The organism is Bacillus timonensis (genome assembly GCF_000285535.1).
Lineage (GTDB): Bacteria > Bacillota > Bacilli > Bacillales > Bacillaceae_L > Ferdinandcohnia > Ferdinandcohnia timonensis.
Window position 1 is genome coordinate 472,691 of sequence record NZ_HE610985.1, and the last position, 20,300, is coordinate 492,990.

The 20,300-nt window shown below is 37.2% G+C and carries 16 protein-coding genes and 1 tRNA gene; 13 read left to right on the plus strand and 4 right to left on the minus strand.

What is annotated here, in order from left to right:
- Nucleotides 1-205 precede the first annotated feature (205 nt).
- Nucleotides 206-302: transfer RNA gene (locus BTHG_RS26635), tRNA-Sec, on the minus strand.
- A 139-nt stretch (nucleotides 303-441) separates the two neighbouring features.
- Here BTHG_RS26635 and selB point away from each other — a divergent pair.
- The 4 genes from selB to htpG all read left to right on the plus strand — a co-directional run bounded on the left by selB (nucleotide 442) and on the right by htpG (nucleotide 5,567).
- A complete protein-coding gene (gene selB, locus BTHG_RS02685; protein ID WP_010282022.1) occupies nucleotides 442-2,313 on the plus strand; it encodes a selenocysteine-specific translation elongation factor in 1,872 nt (623 codons plus the stop codon).
- 11 nt (nucleotides 2,314-2,324) lie between these two features.
- Nucleotides 2,325-2,558, plus strand: a complete 234-nt coding sequence (locus BTHG_RS27605) for a SelT/SelW/SelH family (seleno)protein (RefSeq protein ID WP_083849034.1) — start codon at nucleotides 2,325-2,327, stop codon at nucleotides 2,556-2,558.
- 88 nt (nucleotides 2,559-2,646) lie between these two features.
- A complete protein-coding gene (locus BTHG_RS02690) occupies nucleotides 2,647-3,573 on the plus strand; it encodes a CBASS cGAMP-activated phospholipase (protein ID WP_010282024.1) in 927 nt (308 codons plus the stop codon).
- Between the two features lie 113 nt (nucleotides 3,574-3,686).
- The gene (gene htpG / locus BTHG_RS02695; protein ID WP_010282026.1) at nucleotides 3,687-5,567 is read left to right on the plus strand and encodes a molecular chaperone HtpG; all 1,881 of its coding nucleotides are present in this window, start codon (nucleotides 3,687-3,689) and stop codon (nucleotides 5,565-5,567) included.
- A gap of 135 nt (nucleotides 5,568-5,702) precedes the next feature.
- Here htpG and BTHG_RS02700 read toward each other — a convergent pair whose 3' ends face one another.
- Together BTHG_RS02700 and BTHG_RS02705 are read right to left on the minus strand one after the other, a co-directional pair.
- Nucleotides 5,703-6,245: a transcription repressor NadR gene (locus BTHG_RS02700; protein WP_010282028.1), complete on the minus strand. Its 543-nt coding sequence runs from the start codon at nucleotides 6,243-6,245 to the stop codon at nucleotides 5,703-5,705.
- A gap of 14 nt (nucleotides 6,246-6,259) precedes the next feature.
- Nucleotides 6,260-7,387, minus strand: coding sequence for an IscS subfamily cysteine desulfurase (locus BTHG_RS02705; protein WP_010282030.1), 1,128 nt, complete (start codon nucleotides 7,385-7,387; stop codon nucleotides 6,260-6,262).
- A gap of 154 nt (nucleotides 7,388-7,541) precedes the next feature.
- Between BTHG_RS02705 and nadB the strand changes: the two genes are divergently transcribed.
- From nadB to nadA, 3 genes are read left to right on the plus strand one after another with little or no spacing between them, the layout of a single operon-like run.
- Nucleotides 7,542-9,095 (plus strand): L-aspartate oxidase, encoded by a 1,554-nt coding sequence (nadB, locus tag BTHG_RS02710; protein WP_010282032.1) that lies wholly within the window; start codon nucleotides 7,542-7,544, stop codon nucleotides 9,093-9,095.
- 23 nt (nucleotides 9,096-9,118) lie between these two features.
- The gene (gene nadC / locus BTHG_RS02715; protein WP_010282035.1) at nucleotides 9,119-9,946 is read left to right on the plus strand and encodes a carboxylating nicotinate-nucleotide diphosphorylase; all 828 of its coding nucleotides are present in this window, start codon (nucleotides 9,119-9,121) and stop codon (nucleotides 9,944-9,946) included.
- Nucleotides 9,947-9,961: 15 nt separating this feature from the next.
- On the plus strand, nucleotides 9,962-11,074 hold the full coding sequence (gene nadA, locus BTHG_RS02720) for a quinolinate synthase NadA (protein ID WP_010282037.1): 1,113 nt from the start codon (nucleotides 9,962-9,964) through the stop codon (nucleotides 11,072-11,074).
- 63 nt (nucleotides 11,075-11,137) lie between these two features.
- On the opposite strand, the gene ilvD is transcribed toward nadA, so the two are convergent.
- A complete protein-coding gene (ilvD, locus tag BTHG_RS02725) occupies nucleotides 11,138-12,817 on the minus strand; it encodes a dihydroxy-acid dehydratase (RefSeq protein ID WP_010282044.1) in 1,680 nt (559 codons plus the stop codon).
- Between the two features lie 382 nt (nucleotides 12,818-13,199).
- Between ilvD and gndA the strand changes: the two genes are divergently transcribed.
- The 6 genes from gndA (at nucleotide 13,200) to larB (ending at nucleotide 20,299) form a co-directional block, all read left to right on the plus strand.
- Complete coding sequence (gndA, locus tag BTHG_RS02730) at nucleotides 13,200-14,612, plus strand: NADP-dependent phosphogluconate dehydrogenase (RefSeq protein WP_010282045.1); 1,413 nt, start codon at nucleotides 13,200-13,202, stop codon at nucleotides 14,610-14,612.
- A gap of 172 nt (nucleotides 14,613-14,784) precedes the next feature.
- A complete protein-coding gene (locus BTHG_RS02735) occupies nucleotides 14,785-16,053 on the plus strand; it encodes a nickel pincer cofactor-dependent isomerase, group 22 (protein ID WP_010282047.1) in 1,269 nt (422 codons plus the stop codon).
- 95 nt (nucleotides 16,054-16,148) lie between these two features.
- Nucleotides 16,149-16,919, plus strand: a complete 771-nt coding sequence (locus tag BTHG_RS02740; RefSeq protein WP_010282048.1) for an SDR family oxidoreductase — start codon at nucleotides 16,149-16,151, stop codon at nucleotides 16,917-16,919.
- A 131-nt stretch (nucleotides 16,920-17,050) separates the two neighbouring features.
- Complete coding sequence (gene larE / locus BTHG_RS02745; protein WP_010282050.1) at nucleotides 17,051-17,851, plus strand: ATP-dependent sacrificial sulfur transferase LarE; 801 nt, start codon at nucleotides 17,051-17,053, stop codon at nucleotides 17,849-17,851.
- Between the two features lie 151 nt (nucleotides 17,852-18,002).
- The gene (locus tag BTHG_RS02750) at nucleotides 18,003-19,475 is read left to right on the plus strand and encodes a gluconokinase (RefSeq protein WP_026021667.1); all 1,473 of its coding nucleotides are present in this window, start codon (nucleotides 18,003-18,005) and stop codon (nucleotides 19,473-19,475) included.
- Nucleotides 19,476-19,549: 74 nt separating this feature from the next.
- The gene (larB, locus tag BTHG_RS02755) at nucleotides 19,550-20,299 is read left to right on the plus strand and encodes a nickel pincer cofactor biosynthesis protein LarB (protein WP_010282053.1); all 750 of its coding nucleotides are present in this window, start codon (nucleotides 19,550-19,552) and stop codon (nucleotides 20,297-20,299) included.
- Nucleotide 20,300 lies beyond the last annotated feature (1 nt).

Below are 20,300 nucleotides of genomic sequence, written 5' to 3' on the forward strand. Positions count from 1 at the left end.
ATGGACAAAAGAAGCTGACTTAAAAAATGGAATTGCAATAAAAAAACTGGGTAGAAAGGAAGTCTCCTTATTCTACCCAGTTTTATTTTTTGACTTTTATATTTTATTCAGCTAAATCATTCAACGTCTGCAGTTTTACCCATTCAAATAAAAAAACTTCTTTTCATAATCTATTGTTTGAAGAAGAACGAGTACCTAAAAGACTTGGCGGGACTGTGTGGGAATCGAACCCACCGGAGACGACACGCGCCTCCCTCAGGGTTTTGAAGACCCAGGGGGACACCAGTCACCCAGCCAACCCCAAAATAGATTACATTACATTATATACAAGAATCTCTTTTTAAGGCAAATAATAATCTTCTAACTTGTATTTATCACGTGATACCGAGTAAAGTAGAAGGTAGAGTAAACGGGAAAAATGAAAAGTGAGGAGGGAGAAAAATGGCTGATGCCTTTTATACAATCGGAATGGCAGGACATATTGACCATGGAAAGACAACCCTTACAAAAGCATTAACAGGGGTTGACACTGATCGTTTAAAAGAAGAAAAAGAACGGAATATATCCATTGAGCCTGGTTATGCACCACTTCTATTAGATAACGGGATTCACGTATCGATTGTGGATGTCCCTGGACATGAGCGATTTATTAGACAAATGATTGCAGGCGTTGCAGGGATTGACCTTGTCTTACTTGTGATTGCAGCGGATGAAGGTGTCATGCCACAAACAAAGGAACATCTCCAGATTTTGAACTTTTTGGGGATTAAAAAATGCATGGTCGTCGTTTCAAAGATTGGCAGAGTGGAAGAAGATTTACTTGAACTCGCTGTCGATGAAATAAAAGACTTACTTACTGAAACAAATTATCAGGATGCACCGATTCTATTTGTTGATAGTGTAACAAGCAAAGGAATCCCTGAACTAAAGCAATCCATTCAACAAGAAATCATGAGCCTTGAACAAAGAGATAGTAACGGCTCATTTCGCTTGCCAATTGACCAAGCCTTTACTGTTCAAGGACATGGAACAGTTGTTAGAGGAACAGTATTCGAAGGAGTTGTTACGAAAGATCGCCAGTTAACATTATTGCCATCGGGGAAAAAGATAAAAATACGCCAACTCCAAGTACATAATCAAGAAACAGAAAAAGCACAAGCTGGGCAACGTGTTGCACTAAATATTACAGGTGCAACAAAGGACGAAATAAACCGTGGTGATGTGCTTGTTGATTCAGATAACTTTCAAGTGACAAAGACAATTGATATATCACTACAGCTAGTTTCCAAACTATCAATCCCACTTAAGCAGCGCTCACCAGTCAAGTTGCATGTTGGAACGACAGAAGCATACGGCAAAATAATCTTTTTTGATCGCAATGACGTACAAGAATCAGATGAAGAGATATTATGTCAGATACGGCTTAAGGATGATATTGTCGTCCGTCGTGGGGACAGATTTATTTTACGTAGACCTACTCCTATTGAAACACTTGGTGGCGGATGGGTCATTCAGCCCCTTGCGCATAAATACCGCTTTGGCCAAGAAACTATTACAATGCTAAATAGACAAAAGGAACGTTCACCTTCAGAGATCATTGAGGATTTGCTTCATCAGCATAAGCTATTATCCAAACTTCAGCTTATTCAATTATCCTCCCTACATGAGGAGGAGGTTGAAGCGATTTTATCGACTGGAAAATACATCGAAATACATGAGAATGCCTATACTTCAAAACGAATCATTTCAGAACTAAATGAAGCTATCCTTAACAAATTGAAGGAATATCACGAAGAGTATCCTCTACGAATAGGTATGAGTAAAGCTGAACTTCTTCAAATACTTGGACAACAAAAATATCTCGTTGAACATTGTGTAAACGAACTTATACAAACGAACGATATAAAAAAGGATGAGCAATATTTATCGACATCTACTTTCCAGCCGTGTCTTCCAAAAGGGCCAATGGAGAATTTAGTAGAAACACTCCTTAATGATGGTATCCAACCAAAAAAATGGACAGATTATACAAAGGAAGCATCTATTACGAATCGAGAAGCCAATGAACTAAAAACGTACCTACTAAAAACGAATCAAGCATTTTTACTTTCCGAAGAAACATTGATACACAAAATTGCTTTTGACAAAGCTGTTAACCAGTTAAGAGAAAAGACAGCTGACATTTTTAATTTGTCAGAGGCAAAAGAAATACTATCACTCTCACGTAAATATCTCATTCCTTTTTTGGAACTACTCGATAATCAGCATTTTACAACTCGCCAAGAAGGGAAGCGGGTATGGGTAAATAATTAGGAGGTTTTATTATGTACAAGGTATCAGTCGAATTTTGTATGCAGTGAAACTACGCACCAAAAGCCGCAGGTCTTGCGGAAAAACTCTTAACACATTTCAGACAAAACATTTCTACCTTCGAACTCATTCCTTCCTCAGGTGGAGTATTCGAGGTAACTGTTAATGAAGAAAAAATCTTCTCCAAAAAAGAAATAGGTAGGTTCCCAACAACTGAAGAGATTATTACACTAATGGAAACTATGTAAGATGCCCTTTATAGAGGCATCTTTTTTTGCTTATACCTTTATAACAGAAGGGAATACTAGTAAGAAAACTCTTTAAAAGGGGAAAGTTATGAAAATCCTATGCATTGATGGGGGCGGAATTCGCGGAGTGTTTGCTGTTGCCATTTTACGTGCAATTGAAAAAGAATATGATAAACCGATATCAACTATGTTCGATATGATTGCCGGAACAAGTACAGGTGCAATTATCGCAGCTTCTGCCACGCTAGGACTAGGCATGGACGAGGTAGAGGAAAGCTATATTAAATATGGCAAAAAAATCTTCACAAAACAATCGCCATTCGGGTTTCTTAAAAGTGTGTACAGTGATCGGTTTTTACGGCATTATATGCAAGAGACATTCGGTGAAACAACATTGTTTGACATAAAAAAACCTTTGCTCATCCCGACTGTTGATGTCACTCATGGAAATCCATTTGTCCACCGGTCGAATTATGGAAATGCTGAACAGGAGGATCCCTCTATTAAGCTTTGGGATGTTGTACTATCTTCGTGTTCAGCACCCGTCTTTTTTCCACCTAATAATATAAACAATCATTATTTAGCAATCGATGGGGGACTTTGGGCTAATAATCCGTCACTTGTTTGTATTACGGAGGCACAGCACTACTTTAAAAAGAACTTACGAGACATTCATATTATGTCGATTGGAACAGGTTTGCAAAAGATTGATTTTTCCATTGAAGCAAAAAAAGAATGGGGGGTTAGTAAATGGCTACCATTTCATCTTCCATCCTTAAGAATGACACCAAAATTACTTGATCTTGCTTTACACTTATCATCAGAATCTGTAACCTATCATTGTCAACATCTGCTTCGTGATAACTATTTTCGAATCAATGTTGACCTTGGTCAGGAGGTTCCATTCGATGCCCCTGAACACATTGATTTCCTAAGTGAGCTTGGAAGTGATTCTTATCGAAAACATAGAAAAGAAATTGCTTCTTTTTTGACAAAGAAAGAGCCATCTAATTGACAGAGATAAAAATATATGGTATTTAAAAAATGGGCGTTAGCACTTAGGTCCATTGAGTGCTAATTTAATATAGAACAAATAGTCAAAGTTTTTATCGGAAAGGGGAACTAACAATGGCGAAGAAACAATTTAAAGCAGAGTCAAAAAGATTATTAGAGATGATGATCAACTCTATTTATTCGCAGCGCGAAGTATTCTTACGGGAGTTACTCTCAAACTCCAGTGATGCGATTGACAAAATCTACTATAAATCATTAACTGACGACCGCTATCAATTTGACAAGGATAGCTATTTCATTAAAATCACTCCTGATAAGGAGAACAGAACCCTTACAATTTCTGATACAGGAATCGGAATGACAAAGGAAGAACTTGAAACAAATCTTGGGACAATCGCAAAAAGTGGGTCCCTAGCGTTTAAAAAAGAAACTGAAATTAAAGATGGCCATGACATTATTGGACAGTTTGGCGTTGGATTTTATGCTGCTTTTATGGTTGCTGATGTCGTAACTGTTTATAGTAAAGCACTTGGTAGTGAAGAAGCATACAAATGGGAATCAACGGGTGCAGATGGATACACCATTGAAACTGTGGACAAAGACACTGTTGGAACTGATATCATTTTAAAAATCAAGGAAAACACGGAAGACGAATCTTATGACGAGTTCTTAGAGCAATATCGTTTACAATCAATCATTAAAAAATACTCTGATTTCATTCGTTATCCAATTAAGATGGATGTTACAACTAGTAAGTTAAAAGAAGGCACTGAATCTGAATACGAGCAGGTTACAGAGGAACAAGTCATTAACAGTATGGTTCCAATTTGGAGAAAAAACAAAAGCGAACTAACTGATGAAGATTATGAAAAATTCTATAATGAAAAGCACTATGGTTTCGATAAGCCATTAAAACATATTCATATCAGTGTTGACGGTACAATCCGTTACAATGCCATTCTCTATCTTCCTGAAAATATTCCGTTTGATTATTACTCAAAGGAATATGAAAAAGGGCTGGAACTCTATTCGAACGGTGTTCTTATTATGAACAAATGTGCCGACCTACTACCAGATTACTTCAGCTTTGTGAAGGGATTAGTAGATTCTGAGGATTTATCACTTAATATTTCAAGAGAAATGCTTCAGCAGGATCGGCAATTAAAGCTAATTGCGAAAAATATTAATAAGAAAATCAAAAGTGAATTACAAACCATGTTAAAAAATGAACGTGAAAAATATGAAACGTTCTATAATAGCTTTGGTCGACAATTAAAGTTTGGTGTGTATAGTGATTTTGGAAGCAATAAAGATACACTACAAGACTTGTTACTATTCTATTCTTCCAAAGACAAAAAGCTTGTCACATTAGATGAATATGTTTCAAGAATGCCAGAGGATCAAAAGTTCATTTATTATGCTACTGGTGAATCTGTTGAACGTATTGATAAACTTCCACAAACAGAACTTGTTGCTGATAAAGGCTATGAAATTCTTTATTTCACTGAGGATATTGATGAGTTTGCCATTAAAATGCTCATGAAATATAAGGAAAAAGAATTCAAATCTGTTTCTAGTAGTGATTTGGGCTTCGAACCAAATGAAAGTGACAAAGCAACAGAAGAAGAGCAAAATGAAAACAAAGAACTATTTGAGTACATGAAAAATGCTTTGAGTGGTAAGGTAACAGATGTAAGAATCTCAAAACGTTTAAAAACACATCCAGTTTGCCTATCAACTGATGGCGAAATCTCCATTGAAATGGAAAAAGTCTTAAATGCGATGCCAGATAATCAAAATATTAAAGCTGACAAAGTATTGGAAATTAACGTACATCACGAAGTTTTCCATTCATTAAAAAATGCATTTGAAACAGATAAAACAAAACTAGATTTGTACACTCACTTATTATATAACCAAGCGCTTCTAATCGAAGGTTTGCCAATCCAAGACCCAGTTGAGTTTACAAATGATATTTGTAAGATTATGGTTTGATTTTTGGCTGATTATTTATCATTATAGCCAATAGAGGATTTATGGCCGTTAAATAGGAGTTTTTGCAAACTGGCTTTTTAATAACCAAATTAATGAAAATCCGAAAAGAGCAACAAAATTTTTGTTGCTCTTTGCTTACTGTTCACTCAATAAGATATTTACTTCACGTAATGCTTCACACGCTGTATCTAATGTTTCTACTGAATCGGCTTCAATCGTATGCAAATGTACGCCATTCGTTAACAACGAGAGAAGGGAAGCGTTAGTTTCAGATACTTTCTCAATAAACCGTTTGACCTCGAAACGATTTCTAATCATCAGTGACCCAGTTAATTCCCCATATACAGGGTGTTCCACAATAACGTCGCGAACAGTTACACCATGATCGACCAAAATATTTAATTCTTCCGCCGTCTGCTCTGATGTGTGTTTACACGCGATAATGCGTGAAAAGTTTTCCTGCTTTGTTTGTTCCTGTAAATAAATATAACCTTGGCTTGTAGCAACAATTGGTTCATTTTTCGCTTTTAATAACGAAATATCTTGAACAATTACTTGACGACTCACATTGGCTCGCTTAGATAACTCCTCACCAATAATTGGGGTCTGGCTTTCCTTTAACCAATTGACTATGGTTTCTCTCCGTTTTTCCCCTAAAAGCTTTTTATCTCCACTCATAAATTTCACTCCAATTAAAGCTGGCTAGTAATTTTTTGTAAAACTTCAATGACCTTATCAATATCTTCATTTTTCGTCATATGTCCGAAAGATAAACGAATAAGCTGTTTGGCTTCGTCTTCGGATTTTCCAATTGCTAACATCGTTTTAGAAGGACTCTGTTTGCCAATTTGACATGCGCTTCCAGTAGATATTGCAATTCCATAACGATTGCATTCAAGCATGACATATTGCCCTTGTGCGCCCGAAACTGACAATCCAACGATATGAGAAAGTTGATTGGTCGTATGTCCTTCAACAATTATCTCATGTTTCAATTTGGATAAACCCGTTAAAAGCCGTTCACGTAAACCAGAATATTTTCTACTATTTGCTTCCATTTCACTACAAATCACCTGTGCAGCGGTGATAAAGGACGCAATTCCTGGTACATTCACAGTTCCAGGACGGAACCCATTTTCATGTGTAGTACCAGGCACTTGGATTCTCCACATAACAGAAGGGCGTATATAGCAAGCACCAACACCCTTTGGGCCATTTATTTTATGACTTGAAATGGACAAACTATCAATATTTGCTTGTTTTACATCAATTGGAACCTTCCCAAAAGCTTGGACACAGTCAGTATGAAACAAAATATTTCGTTCTTGAAGGAACTTTCCAATTTCTATAATTGGTTGAATCGTCCCAATTTCAGGGTTTGCAAACTGAATAGACACCAGTATGGTTTTATCCGTAATCGCTGATTGCAAATCCTCCAAATGCACCTGTCCATACCGGTCACAAGGGAGGTAGGTAACCTCGAAACCCTCTGTTTCGAGCTGCTTACATACATTATGAACAGATGAATGCTCCGTTGAACTTGTAATCAAGTGATTACCTTTATCTCGATGAGCATCAAGAAGGGAGCGAATGGCTAAGTGATTTGATTCAGAGCCTCCACTTGTAAAATAAACCCCTTCAGCATCACCATTTATTTTATCAGCTAGCTCTTTACGACACAATTCAAGAAGCTGTTTTGCATGTGAACCGATATCATGTAAACTGCTCGGATTTCCAAAATACTTTCTTGAAACCTCTGTATATACCTGTAAAGCTTCCTCGCAAATCGGAGTCGTTGCTGCATTATCTAAGTAAATCATCGTCTCTACCATCCTCTCAATCTATCTAAATCAACTGTAACATAAAAAATATCTTGTCATTAGTCTATATTTGTGTAAATATAGGTGTCAAGACAGTTGTAAACTAAATTTATTTTTGTTGTTAAAATTCCTTGTAGTAAGGAGGCCATATCGTATGGCAAATAGCAGTGTCATTATTATTGGTAGTGGTATTTCAGCCCTGACAGCTGCTTACCAATTAAGTACGGAAAAGAATGTGATAATTATCACAAAATCAAAAATGACAAATAGTAATTCAATTATGGCTCAGGGTGGTATTGCTTCAAGTATAGGAAAAGACGATTCATGGCGTTCTCATTTTAATGATACACTCACTGCTGGTTGTTACCACAATAATGAGAATGCTGTTGAAATTTTAGTTAAAGAGGGACCCCACTATTTGTCGGAGTTAATGAATGGCGGCATGAGATTTGATAGGGACAAGGAACAAAATCTACTACTTGGCAAAGAAGGGGCCCATTCCACAAGACGAATTTTACATGCCGGTGGAGATGCCACGGGTAGAGCATTGGTATTGCATATGCTAGAGAAGGTAAAAGAACGGGTACAAATTATAGAGGGCTTAACAGCAATTGATTTTGTGATTCAGAATCAACATTGTATTGGAGTTAAAGTGAAATCACAAAACAATATGATTCAGGATTTTTTTGCAGAAAATACCATACTAGCGACTGGGGGATGTGGGGGATTATATTCCTTCACTTCAAATGACAAAACAATCACTGGGGACGGGATCGCAATGGGATATCGAGCTGGTTTAGTGTTAAGTGATTTAGAATTTATTCAATTTCATCCAACATTGTTGCATAAAGATGGAAAATCCTGTGGACTTGTTTCGGAAGCAGTGAGGGGAGAAGGCGCCATTCTTGTTGACGAGAATAAAAGACCAATCATGAGCGGAGTCCATCCTTTACAAGATCTTGCACCAAGAGATGTAGTCGCTCGTACTCTTTTCCATGAGATTCTTCAAGGAAAGAAAGTGTTTTTAGATATTTCCATGATAGATGATTTTTCGCATCATTTTCCAACAATCACAAAGCTCTGCAAGGAAAATGAGATTCAAATTGAAAACGGCTTAATACCTGTAACACCAGGAGCCCATTTTTCAATGGGAGGGATAAAAACGGATAAGCGAGGACGAACATCCATTCCTGGATTATATGCCGTTGGGGAAGTCGCCTGTACCGGTGTTCATGGAGCAAATCGTTTAGCTAGTAATTCGTTACTTGAAGGAATCGTATTTGGAAATATAGTTGCGAATGATATTCTCGTAGATTCTCAGCCTATCAGGCTGAATTCACAACCACAAAACGATACCTATAACGAACAAGAACATTTTCTAAATCTACCATCAAAAGCTCAAATACAAATGATGATGATGGAGAATGTTGGAATTGTAAGAAACAAAGAGCGACTTCAATATGCAATGGAATGGTTTGAAAATTTCAAACGTGAATTCGAGGGTATTTCACTATCAAGCTTATCAATTGAACAGCTTGAGTTAGTAAACATGATTACAGTTGGATGGTTAATTGCCAAGTCTGCTTTGATGAGAACGGAAAGCAGAGGTGGTCATTTCCGCGAGGATTATCCATCTGAAGACAATCTGAATTGGCGCAAAAAAGAGATTATCCAAACAAAAGCTTTAGAAAATGTAGTGTATTCATAATCAAGGAAAAAGGGGACATTGGAATGAATGAAGTCAAGCTTAAACAATTATTGCAATCCTATTTCATTGAAGATATCGGTGAAGTAGATATCACAAGTGAGAGTATTTTCCCTGAAGATAAACGAGGAAAAGCAAAGTTTTACGTAAAAGAAGATGGGATATTTGCCGGGTCATCCATTATCAAAAATGCGTATTCTCTTCTCGATTCTTCAGTTGAAGTTTCATTCATTAAAAAAGATGGGGATTTTCTTCAAAAGGGGGATGTATTGGCTATTGTTGAAGGACCCATGGCAAAGCTTTTAACAGGAGAGAGAGTCATTTTAAATTTGATACAACGAATGAGCGGGATTGCCACTACAACAAATCAAGCGGTCACTGCTTTAAACAGCAGCCATACACGAATTTGTGACACAAGAAAAACCGTGCCAGGTCTACGAATGTTGGATAAATATGCCGTTACCTGTGGGGGAGGGTTTAATCACCGTTTCGGACTTTATGATGGTGTAATGATTAAGGACAATCATATTGCATTTTGCGGTTCAATAACAAAAGCTGTGAAAACAGTTCGTGAAAAAGTTGGCCATATGGTGAAAATTGAGGTTGAAACGGAGAGTAGGGAACAGGTCCTTGAAGCAGTTCAAGCAAATGCTGATATTATCATGTTTGATAATCGCACACCAGACGAAATCCGCGAATTTGTCGAGCTGGTACCAAAGCATATTGTGACTGAAGCTTCAGGTGGAATAACATTAGATATTTTACATGAATTTGGTAACACAGGTGTGGATTATATTTCATTAGGTTTTTTAACACATTCAGTAAAGGCATTAGATATTAGTCTTTTAGCATAAGAGGAGAGATTGCAGATGAACATTCTAGAAATGATGAGAAATAGTACAGCTGGAGCTGTCCTTCCAGAAGAATATAAACAATTTTCTGTTCAGGAAATGGAAGAACGCGTTATGGAAATCAAGGCCCGTTTAGGAAAGCGTCTGTTTATACCTGGCCACCATTATCAAAAAGATGAAGTTATTAAGTTTGCTGATGCAACCGGAGATTCTCTAAAACTTGCACAGATTTCCGCAGAAAACAAAGATGCAGAATTCATCGCTTTTTGCGGAGTTCATTTTATGGCAGAAACAGCTGATATTTTAACGACTGAATCCCAAAAAGTGTTTTTACCTGATATGCGAGCTGGATGTTCAATGGCTGATATGGCAGATATTAACCAAACCGAAAAATGTTGGAGCCACTTACAGGAGACCTTTGGCGACACAATCCTACCATTAACTTATGTCAATTCAACAGCCGCCATAAAAGCGTTTGTCGGAAAAAATGGGGGAGCAACTGTTACTTCATCGAACGCAAAAAGAATGCTTCAATGGGCATTTACACAAAAAGAAAGAATATTATTCTTACCTGATCAACATTTAGGTAGAAATACAGCCATTACCCTAGGAATTCCTCTTGATAAGATGGCTGTCTGGGATCCAATAAATAATGATTTGCAATTTGAAGGAAGAGTGGAGGATGTAAAAATCATCCTCTGGAAGGGACATTGTTCTGTACACGAAAACTTTACACCAGCAAATATTGAACATCTTCGTAAATCAAAACCAGATATGAATATTATTGTCCATCCTGAATGCCCGTATGAAACAGTGGTTCTTGCAGATTATGCAGGTTCAACCGCTTATATTATTGATATGATTGAAAAGGCCCCGGCAGGCAGCAAATGGGCTATTGGAACGGAGATGAATCTCGTTCAACGAATCATTGCACAGCACCCAGATAAAGAAATTATTTCACTAAACCCTCATCTTTGTGCTTGTCTGACCATGAATCGAATTGATTTGCCACACTTGACTTGGTCATTAGAGATGATTGAAAAAGGGGAGAACACCCAAATCATTAAGGTTCCAGAAGAAATTGCAAAGGACGCAGTACTAGCCCTTAATAGAATGCTTGAAAGAGCGTAGACCAACATGAACACAAAACAGCCTGATTCAATTGAATCAGGCTGTTTATAATATTCACGAATATTAGATTTTCATAACTCCACCAGTGCTTGCATTTGTTACAAGTTTGGAATAGCGAGCTAGGTAACCTTTTTTCACTTTAGGTTCAAAGCCTTTCCATTCAGCTTTACGTCCTTCGAATTCTTCATCAGAAATCTCAAGAGTTATTTTACGATTATTTAAATCAAGCTCAATTATATCGCCATCTTGAACAAACGCAATTGGACCGCCTTCAGCAGCTTCTGGGGAGATATGTCCAATTGAGATACCTCTTGATGCACCTGAGAAACGTCCATCAGTAATTAAGCCAACTTTTGCACCAAGGCCTCTACCAACAATTTGGGATGTTGGAGCAAGCATTTCTGGCATTCCTGGACCACCTTTAGGACCTTCATAGCGGATGACAACAACATCGCCTTCTTTTACTTTACCAACAATGATAGCAGATAGCGCATCTTCTTGAGAATCAAAGCAAACTGCAGGACCTCTATGGTATCCACCAACAGCTGGATCAACCGCTCCAACCTTAACGACTGCACCCTCAGGAGCTAAGTTTCCAAATAGGATAGCCAATCCTCCTGTTTCAGAATGTGGATTTTCAAGTGGACGGATCACATTGTGATCGGTAATCTCACAGCCTTCTACATTTTCTCGTAATGTTTTACCAGTAACAGTCAAACAATCTCCATTAATTGCACCTGGCTTTTTAAGTAATTCATTAATGATTGCACTAACGCCACCAGCATTGTGAACATCTTCAATATGGTGATCAGATGCAGGAGCAATTTTTGCTAAGTGTGGAACACGAGCAGCAATATCATTAATACGCTCTAATGAATACTCAATTTCTGCTTCATTTGCTAATGCAAGAGTGTGAAGCACAGTATTCGTAGAACCGCCCATTGCCATGTCTAAAGCAAATGCATTATCAATTGTATCGACAGTTACGATATCACGTGGCTTAATATCTTTTTCTATTAAATACATTAATTGTTTCGCTGATTTTTTAACAAATTCTTTTCTTTCTTCCGATACAGCTAGGATTGTACCGTTCCCTGGAAGAGCAAGACCAAGTCCTTCTGCTAAACAGTTCATTGAGTTTGCTGTAAACATACCAGAACAAGAACCACAAGTAGGACAAGCAAATTGTTCGATTTCTGTTAATCTTGCTTCATCGATTTTACCAGACTGATAGGCACCTACACCCTCAAATACGGAGTTTAGATTAAGTGGATTCCCAGCTGCATCACGACCAGCTTTCATCGGACCACCACTAACAAAGATAGTAGGGATATTTAGACGCATTGCAGCCATCATCATTCCAGGGGTGATTTTATCACAGTTTGGAATACATACCATTCCATCAAACCAGTGTGCAGAAACAACCGTTTCTACTGAATCAGCAATTATTTCACGGCTTGGAAGGGAATATCTCATTCCGATGTGACCCATTGCAATTCCATCATCAACACCAATTGTATTCATTTCAAATGGAACACCACCAGCTTCCCGAATTGCATCCTTTACGATTTTTCCAAACTCTTGTAAATGAACATGACCTGGAACAATATCAATATATGAGTTCACTATTGCTATAAAAGGTTTGTTAAAATCCTCATCTTTAACTCCTGCTGCACGTAACAAGCTTCTGTGAGGAGCTCGGTCAATCCCCGATTTAATCATACTACTACGTAAATCTGCCATAAAAGTTTACCTCCAATTCAAAATTACGTTTATTCAGTGAAAAAAGGATATTTTTGCTGAATAAAGTAAAATCAAAAAATTTAAATTATTACTCATTGTAACACTATTTTTAAGATAATCAATTAATAAATTTTGCGGTTTTTAAGAGATTTATGAAATTACTAGTTTCAAAACTTCATGGAATCTACAAATTTCTACAGTTGACGAATTGATTTAAACAGTATATTCTTCTATATATAAATAGTTAGTTTAGAAAACAAATTAATTATTTAACCAAAACAAATCTTTTAAATTAAATGGTAATAATCATTTTAAAAGATACGCAAAATAATATCATGATTTGTTTTCTTAAAATAATACATAACTGGAAAGGTATGATCTTATGTCTAAGCAACAAATTGGTGTAGTTGGATTAGCAGTAATGGGTAAAAATTTAGCGTTAAACATAGAGAGCAGAGGATATTCTGTAGCTGTATTTAACCGTTCCTATGAAAAAACTGAAGAGTTTTTACAAAATGAAGCAGTTGGCAAAAATTTTGTTGGTGCCAAAACAATTGAAGAATTTGTAAACTCTCTTGAAAAGCCACGCAAAATCTTATTAATGGTAAAAGCTGGTCCAGCAACAGATGCTACCATTGATTCTTTAAAACCTTTTCTTGAAGAAAATGATATCCTAATTGATGGTGGTAATACATTCTTCCAAGATACAATCCGTCGTAACAAAGAATTAGAATCTACTGGTATCCACTTTATCGGAACAGGTGTATCTGGTGGTGAAGAGGGGGCATTAAAAGGTCCTTCAATCATGCCTGGTGGACAAAAAGAAGCATATGAACTTGTTGAACCAATCTTAACGGCAATTTCTGCAAAGGTATCTGGTGATCCATGTTGTACGTATATCGGACCAAATGGTGCCGGCCATTACGTAAAAATGGTACACAACGGTATTGAATATGGAGATATGCAATTAATCTGTGAAGCATATTTCATCCTTAAGAATGTTCTAGGTTTAAGCACGGACGAACTTCACGAAGTATTTGCTGAATGGAACAAAGGGGAACTTGACAGCTATTTAATTGAAATTACTGCTGATATCTTCAAGAAAAAAGATGAAGAAACAGGTAAACCACTTGTTGATGTAATTCTTGATACTGCTGGTCAAAAAGGTACTGGTAAATGGACTAGCCAAAATGCACTTGATTTAGGTGTTCCACTACCAATTATTACTGAATCTGTATTTGCTCGTTTTATCTCAGCAATGAAGGACGAGCGTGTAAAAGCGAGCCAAGTTCTTTCTGGTCCATCTGCAGAAGGATTTAACGGAGATAAGCAAGAACTTATTGAAGCAGTACGTAAAGCACTTTACTTAAGTAAAATTATTTCTTACGCACAAGGTTTTGCTCAAATGCGTGTCGCGTCTGAAGAATATGACTGGAATTTAAACTATGGTGAAATCGCAATGATTTTCCGTGGTGGATGTATTATTCGTGCACAATTCCTACAAAAAATCAAAGATGCATATGACCGTGACGGACAATTAGCAAACCTATTATTAGACCCTTACTTCAAGGAAATTGCAGAAGGTTACCAATCTTCATTACGTAAAGTAATTTCAGTTGCTGTTGAAAAAGGAATTCCAGTTCCATGTTTCTCAAGTGCTATTGCGTACTACGATAGCTACCGTACTGAAACATTACCAGCGAATCTTCTTCAAGCACAACGTGATTACTTTGGTGCTCATACTTACCAACGTGTTGACAAAGAAGGTATTTTCCATACTAACTGGATGGAATAAATCATTGTTGGGGTTTCAACATTGAAACCCCTGCTTTTGTTTTGTACAAATTCATCCCTTGATGAAAGGGATTACATACCGGCGTATTTTTTCTATATGTTTGAAACATCGTTTTGAAAAATACGTAAACTATTCCTATAAATGTTTACGCTAATTAGGAGGGCGACTAATCATGGGTATTCTCCAGGAGTTATTACGGGACATTCCTGTTCCAAAAATGGTTAAAATCAAACAACATTTTGATGATTCAAAAGTTGAAAACCTTGTTGAAGATTTAACAAACAAATTACAACGTGAAGAAGTAAAACAAACTATTAAACCAGGTATGGAAATTGCGATTGCAGTAGGAAGTCGTGGAATCGATGCTTTAGTTGACATTACTAAAACCACTGTTCAATTAATTAAAGATCAAGGTGGTACACCTTTTATCGTACCTAGTATGGGTAGTCATGGTGGTGCAACAGGTGAAGGTCAGCGAGAAGTGCTCAAACATCTTGGGGTAACAGAAGAAAGCGTTGGCTGTGAAATCCGTTCTTCAATGGAAGTTGTAAAGCTAGGCGAATTACCAAACGGTCTACCTGTATATATCGATAAATTCGCTTCAAAGGCTGACGGAATAGTTGTTATTAACCGTGTAAAACCACATACTGCTTTCCGCGGTCCTGTAGAAAGTGGCATTCAAAAAATGATTAGCATAGGTCTTGGTAAACAAAAAGGAGCAGAAGCCTGCCATCAATTAGGTTTTAAATACATGGCAGAAAATGTTCCAGCCATGGCACGAATGATCATGGAAAAGACTCCATTTCTATTTGGTGTGGCAACTGTTGAAAACGCCTTTGATAAAGTAGCTAGAATTGAAGTTATGTTACAAAATGAGGTTATTGAAAAAGAACCTGAACTTCAAGCTCAAGCGAAACAATTACTACCAAAGCTATTCTTTGACCAAATTGATGTTCTTGTTATTGATCAAATTGGTAAAAATATCAGTGGTGACGGCATGGATCCTAATATTACAGGTCGATACCCAACCCCATATGCACACGGTGGTCCTGAAGTGAACAAAATGGTTGTTCTTAATCTCACTCCAGAAACCGAAGGTAATGCAAACGGAGTAGGGACAGCTGATTTCACGACACAACGTCTTGTGGACAAAATGGATCTCGAATTCACGTATGCAAATGGATTAACTTCAACTGTTGTTGCACCTACAAAAATTGCAACAACACTTCCAAACGATAAAGAAGCAATCCAAGCAGCAATTAAAACATGTAATATCTTAGATTTTTCAACTGTGAAAATGGTTCGAATTAAAGATACATTGCATGTGAGTGAAATCGAAGTATCAGAAGCCTTGTTAGAATACGTTAAGGAACATCCAAACATTGAACTAATTTCTGAACCTTACGAATTTGACTTCGATGAAAACGGAAACTTATTATAAATTCATTCAACCATATTCAGTCAGGGTTCTAACCCCGACTGAATAACATCTTTGACAGAATAAGACCTAATCACATACAAAAAAGGGGAATAGACATGACTAAATTATTTGACTTAACTGGAAAAACTGCTGTAGCAATCGGTGGAAATAGTGTACTTGGATCTTCTATTTGCAAAGGATTCGCTGAACAAGGTGCGAAAGTAGCAATCGTTGGACGTAATCTTGAAAAAGCAGAAGCTGTCGTAAAAGAAATTGAAGCAGAAGGCGGAGTTGCAAAAGCATTCACAGCCGACGTTCTTTCTCGTGAATCACTTGAAAATGCTGCTCAAGAAATCGAAGCTTGGTCTGGCAGCATTGACATCCTATTAAATGCTCCTGGGATGAACAGTCCAACTCCATTCTTTGAGCTTGACATGGACGAGTACGACAAAATCATGGATGTAAACCTTAAAGGGTATGTTATTGCTACACAAATTTTCGCAAAGAAAATGATTGATAAAGAGCGCAAAGGAAGCATTATTAACATTTCATCTGTATCTTCTACAACACCATTATCTAAAGTATTTACATACTCAGTTTCAAAAGCTGGTGTAAATAGCATGACTCAGTTCTTAGCTAGAGAATTTGCTCCTCATGGAATCCGTGTTAATGCAATCATTCCAGGATTCTTCCCAGCAGAGCAAAACCGTAAAATCTTAAGTGAAGAGCGTGTTGCATCAATCATGGGGCATACTCCAATGAACCGTTTCGGTAACCCTGATGAGCTAAAAGGTGCAGCTGTATTCCTAGCATCAGAAAACGCTTCTAGCTTTGTAACTGGTACATTCATACGTGTTGACGGCGGATTCGGAAGCATGACAATCTAAATTGATAAAAGTGGGAGATCAAATACGCGAATGCGTATTTGATTTAACACTTCTTTTCTTGTTCATGAAATGATATAAATAAAATAGAGAGAAATCAAAATATTAAATGCAGGAGAGAGGGGGAGAAGACAATGATCGATGAAAAATATCAAAAGCTTGTGTCAATTCTCCGAGAGATGGAATCTGTTGTTGTTGCATTTTCTGGTGGTGTTGATAGTACATTTTTACTTAAGGTCGCTGTCGACACGCTAGGAAAGGAAAATGTTTTAGCAGTCACAGCTGATTCGGAAACATATCCCTCAACTGAGCTTAAGGAAGCTCAAATTCTAGCAAAACACATCGGTGCTCATCATCGTGTGATTGAAACATCGGAGCTTGCCATTCCAGGTTATACTGAAAATGACCGAAATCGTTGTTATTTCTGTAAAAGCAGTCTTTTTGATCATTTACTTCCCGTTATGGAACGTGAAGGCTATCACAATGTTGTGTACGGTGTTATTGCAGATGATATGAATGAATTCCGTCCAGGTATGAAGGCCGCAAAGGAAAAAGGTATTCGCGGGCCACTTCAGGAGGCAAATCTTTTTAAAGATGAAATTCGAGAATTGTCGCGAGAATTCGATTTACCAACTTGGAATAAACCGTCATTTGCTTGTCTATCTTCACGGATTGCTTATGGTGAAAAAATCACAATTGAAAAACTAACAAAAGTTGAAAGAGCAGAAGAATTCCTTAAAACTCTACAGATTCGTCAGGTTCGTGTTCGTACACATCAAGATATTGCACGGATTGAGGTTGAACCTAACGATATGAAAATTGTCCTAGAAAATCATGAAGCCATCACAAAAGAATTAAATACTATTGGCTTCAAATATATAACACTAGATTTAGTAGGTTATAAGAGTGGAAGTATGAATAAAGTACTTTCTTAAGGCTTTGGAGTCTTTCCAAAGCTTTTTCTTTGGAAAGAATAATATGGTAACATTAAATCACAAACTAACGAAAATACGAAAGAAGTGCGTGTTCAAAATTTTCACCGGATTTTTTGAACATCCTCAAGAATGTGTAAAGGAAGATGTAGGTATGTCACATGAGTACGTAATTGGTCTCGATCTTGGGACAACCAGTGCAAAAGCAGTTATCTTTACTTTAGAGGGTAAGGTAGTTGCCGAAGCTGAGGATCTAGTTACCTCATACTACCCTAAGCAAGGATGGGTTGAGCAAGACCCTGATGAAATTGAGCGCTCTGCTGTAAAAGCAATCAATATGGCCATTCAACAAGCGAATGTTAACAAAGATCAAATTATTAGCTTGGGTATTTCAGCTGCGATGCATTCCATCATTTGTATGGGGGATAATGGAGAAGCTCTTTCCCAAGCATTGATTTGGGCTGACGGTAGAAGTACAAAACAAGCGAATGAACTTATGGAATCAGATGGTCTAGAAATTTTTTCAAGAACAGGTATGCCAATTCATCCGATGTCACCTTTAGCAAAGCTCATTTGGATGAAAGAAATTGAATATATCCCATATAACCAATCAAGTTATTTTTTATCTATTAAAGAGTATTTGCTTTTAAAATGGTTTAATCAACGCGTAATTGATTATTCCATGGCATCTGCAACTGGAATGTTTAACGGAAATACATTTCAATGGGATAAAGATGTTCTTAAAAAAGCAGGCATTACTGAGGACATGCTTTCAAAAATCGTACCACCAACATATCAGTTAACCGAAATCAATCCAACCATAGCAGATGAAATGGGGATTTCAAGTGAAATGCCATTTATCATCGGAGCGGCTGATGGTCAGTTTGCGAATTTAGGAATTGGTGCCATCTCTCCAGGGGAAGTGGCGGTAACTGTTGGTACAAGCGGAGCGATTCGTCAATTTACAAAAGGGTTCCAATCAAATAAAGAACATGAAACATTCTGTTATGCTTTTTCTGAAGAGTATTTTATTGTAGGTGGACCAACAAATAATGGCGGTATTGCACTCCAATGGCTAAAAGAGACTCTTAATTATCAAGAAAGCTTTGATCATTTTACTGCAGAAGCTGCCAAAGTAACACCTGGTGCGGACGGTTTATTTTTCCATCCCTATATAAATGGGGAAAGAGCACCATTATGGAACCAGCAAGCTCGTGGAAATTTCTTTGGAATGTCTGTTACTCATAAAACAGAACATTTTGTTCGTGCTGTTTTAGAAGGAATTACATTTAATCTATACCAAATCGGGAAAGCACTTGAAAAACAAGCTGGAGAAACAGAAAAACTGTATGTTAACGGTGGTTTGGCACGTTCATCCTTATGGCTTCAAATGCTCGCTGATGTTTTTGGTAAAGAGGTTTATGTCCCAGAAACTCATCATAGTGCAGCATGGGGTGCAGCTTGGACGGCCCTAGTTGGCATTGGCAAAGTGAATTCCTTTGAAGAAATTAAGAACAATATTCCGATGGGAGATCCTGTTGTTCCAAATATGGAAACCCATGAAAATTATAAAGCGATTTATGAAAAATATGTCGCAATTGAAAAAGATATTATCAAGCATTTCTAAAAAATTTTAGCGTCAGTTTACTACTGGCGCTAAAGGCTATACATCGATTCCAAATCGATTAAGGTGTGTGAAACATGGTAGAAGAAATTTTAAAACAAGTGAAGCAAGGAACGTTAAGCATAGCGGATGCAAAGAAACAGCTAGCTACATATGAGAATTTAGGATTTGCAAAAATTGACCATCATCGAAAAAACAGACAAGGCTTTCCGGAAATTGTTTTTGGTGAGGGTAAGACGAAAGAACAAATCCAATCGATTATTAAAGTAATTAAGGAACGTGGAGACAATGTCCTTGTTACGAGAATCTCACTAGACAAAGCAGATTTTATTTTACAATCAAATCCGGAGTTTGTGTACAATGAAACAGCACAACTTTTATACTGGACAGACAAAACGAAAAAAGGCAAACAAAGAAATGGCTATGTAGCTATTGTTTGTGCAGGAACATCTGATTTAAGGGTTGCTGAAGAAGCTGCTATCACAGCAGAAGTATTAGGTAGCGATATTCGTCGTTTTTATGATGTAGGAGTTGCTGGCATTCATCGTTTACTTGATAATATTGAAGAAATTCGTAACGCAAATGTCTCGGTTGTTGTCGCTGGAATGGAAGGCGCCTTGCCAAGTGTAGTTGGAGGACTAGTTTCCCATCCTATTATTGCTGTTCCAACAAGTATAGGATATGGTGCAAATTTTCAAGGACTATCAGCTTTATTAACAATGCTTAATTCCTGTGCATCTGGAATAAGTGTAGTAAATATTGACAATGGTTTTGGCGGTGCTTACAACGCAGTTTTAATTGATCAACTCGCACAAAAGGAGAACTAAT

Coding starts and splice junctions, on each gene's coding strand:
- BTHG_RS02690 (WP_010282024.1), top strand. CDS start 2,647: ATGAAAATCCTATGCATTGATGGGGGCGGAATTCGCGGAGTGTTTGCT.
- nadB (WP_010282032.1), top strand. CDS start 7,542: ATGGCAAATAGCAGTGTCATTATTATTGGTAGTGGTATTTCAGCCCTG.
- ilvD (WP_010282044.1), bottom strand. CDS start 12,817: ATGGCAGATTTACGTAGTAGTATGATTAAATCGGGGATTGACCGAGCT.
- BTHG_RS02740 (WP_010282048.1), top strand. CDS start 16,149: ATGACTAAATTATTTGACTTAACTGGAAAAACTGCTGTAGCAATCGGT.
- larE (WP_010282050.1), top strand. CDS start 17,051: ATGATCGATGAAAAATATCAAAAGCTTGTGTCAATTCTCCGAGAGATG.
- larB (WP_010282053.1), top strand. CDS start 19,550: ATGGTAGAAGAAATTTTAAAACAAGTGAAGCAAGGAACGTTAAGCATA.
- nadC (WP_010282035.1), top strand. CDS start 9,119: ATGAATGAAGTCAAGCTTAAACAATTATTGCAATCCTATTTCATTGAA.
- BTHG_RS02705 (WP_010282030.1), bottom strand. CDS start 7,387: ATGATTTACTTAGATAATGCAGCAACGACTCCGATTTGCGAGGAAGCT.
- BTHG_RS02700 (WP_010282028.1), bottom strand. CDS start 6,245: ATGAGTGGAGATAAAAAGCTTTTAGGGGAAAAACGGAGAGAAACCATA.
- selB (WP_010282022.1), top strand. CDS start 442: ATGGCTGATGCCTTTTATACAATCGGAATGGCAGGACATATTGACCAT.
- htpG (WP_010282026.1), top strand. CDS start 3,687: ATGGCGAAGAAACAATTTAAAGCAGAGTCAAAAAGATTATTAGAGATG.
- BTHG_RS02735 (WP_010282047.1), top strand. CDS start 14,785: ATGGGTATTCTCCAGGAGTTATTACGGGACATTCCTGTTCCAAAAATG.
- nadA (WP_010282037.1), top strand. CDS start 9,962: ATGAACATTCTAGAAATGATGAGAAATAGTACAGCTGGAGCTGTCCTT.
- gndA (WP_010282045.1), top strand. CDS start 13,200: ATGTCTAAGCAACAAATTGGTGTAGTTGGATTAGCAGTAATGGGTAAA.
- BTHG_RS02750 (WP_026021667.1), top strand. CDS start 18,003: ATGTCACATGAGTACGTAATTGGTCTCGATCTTGGGACAACCAGTGCA.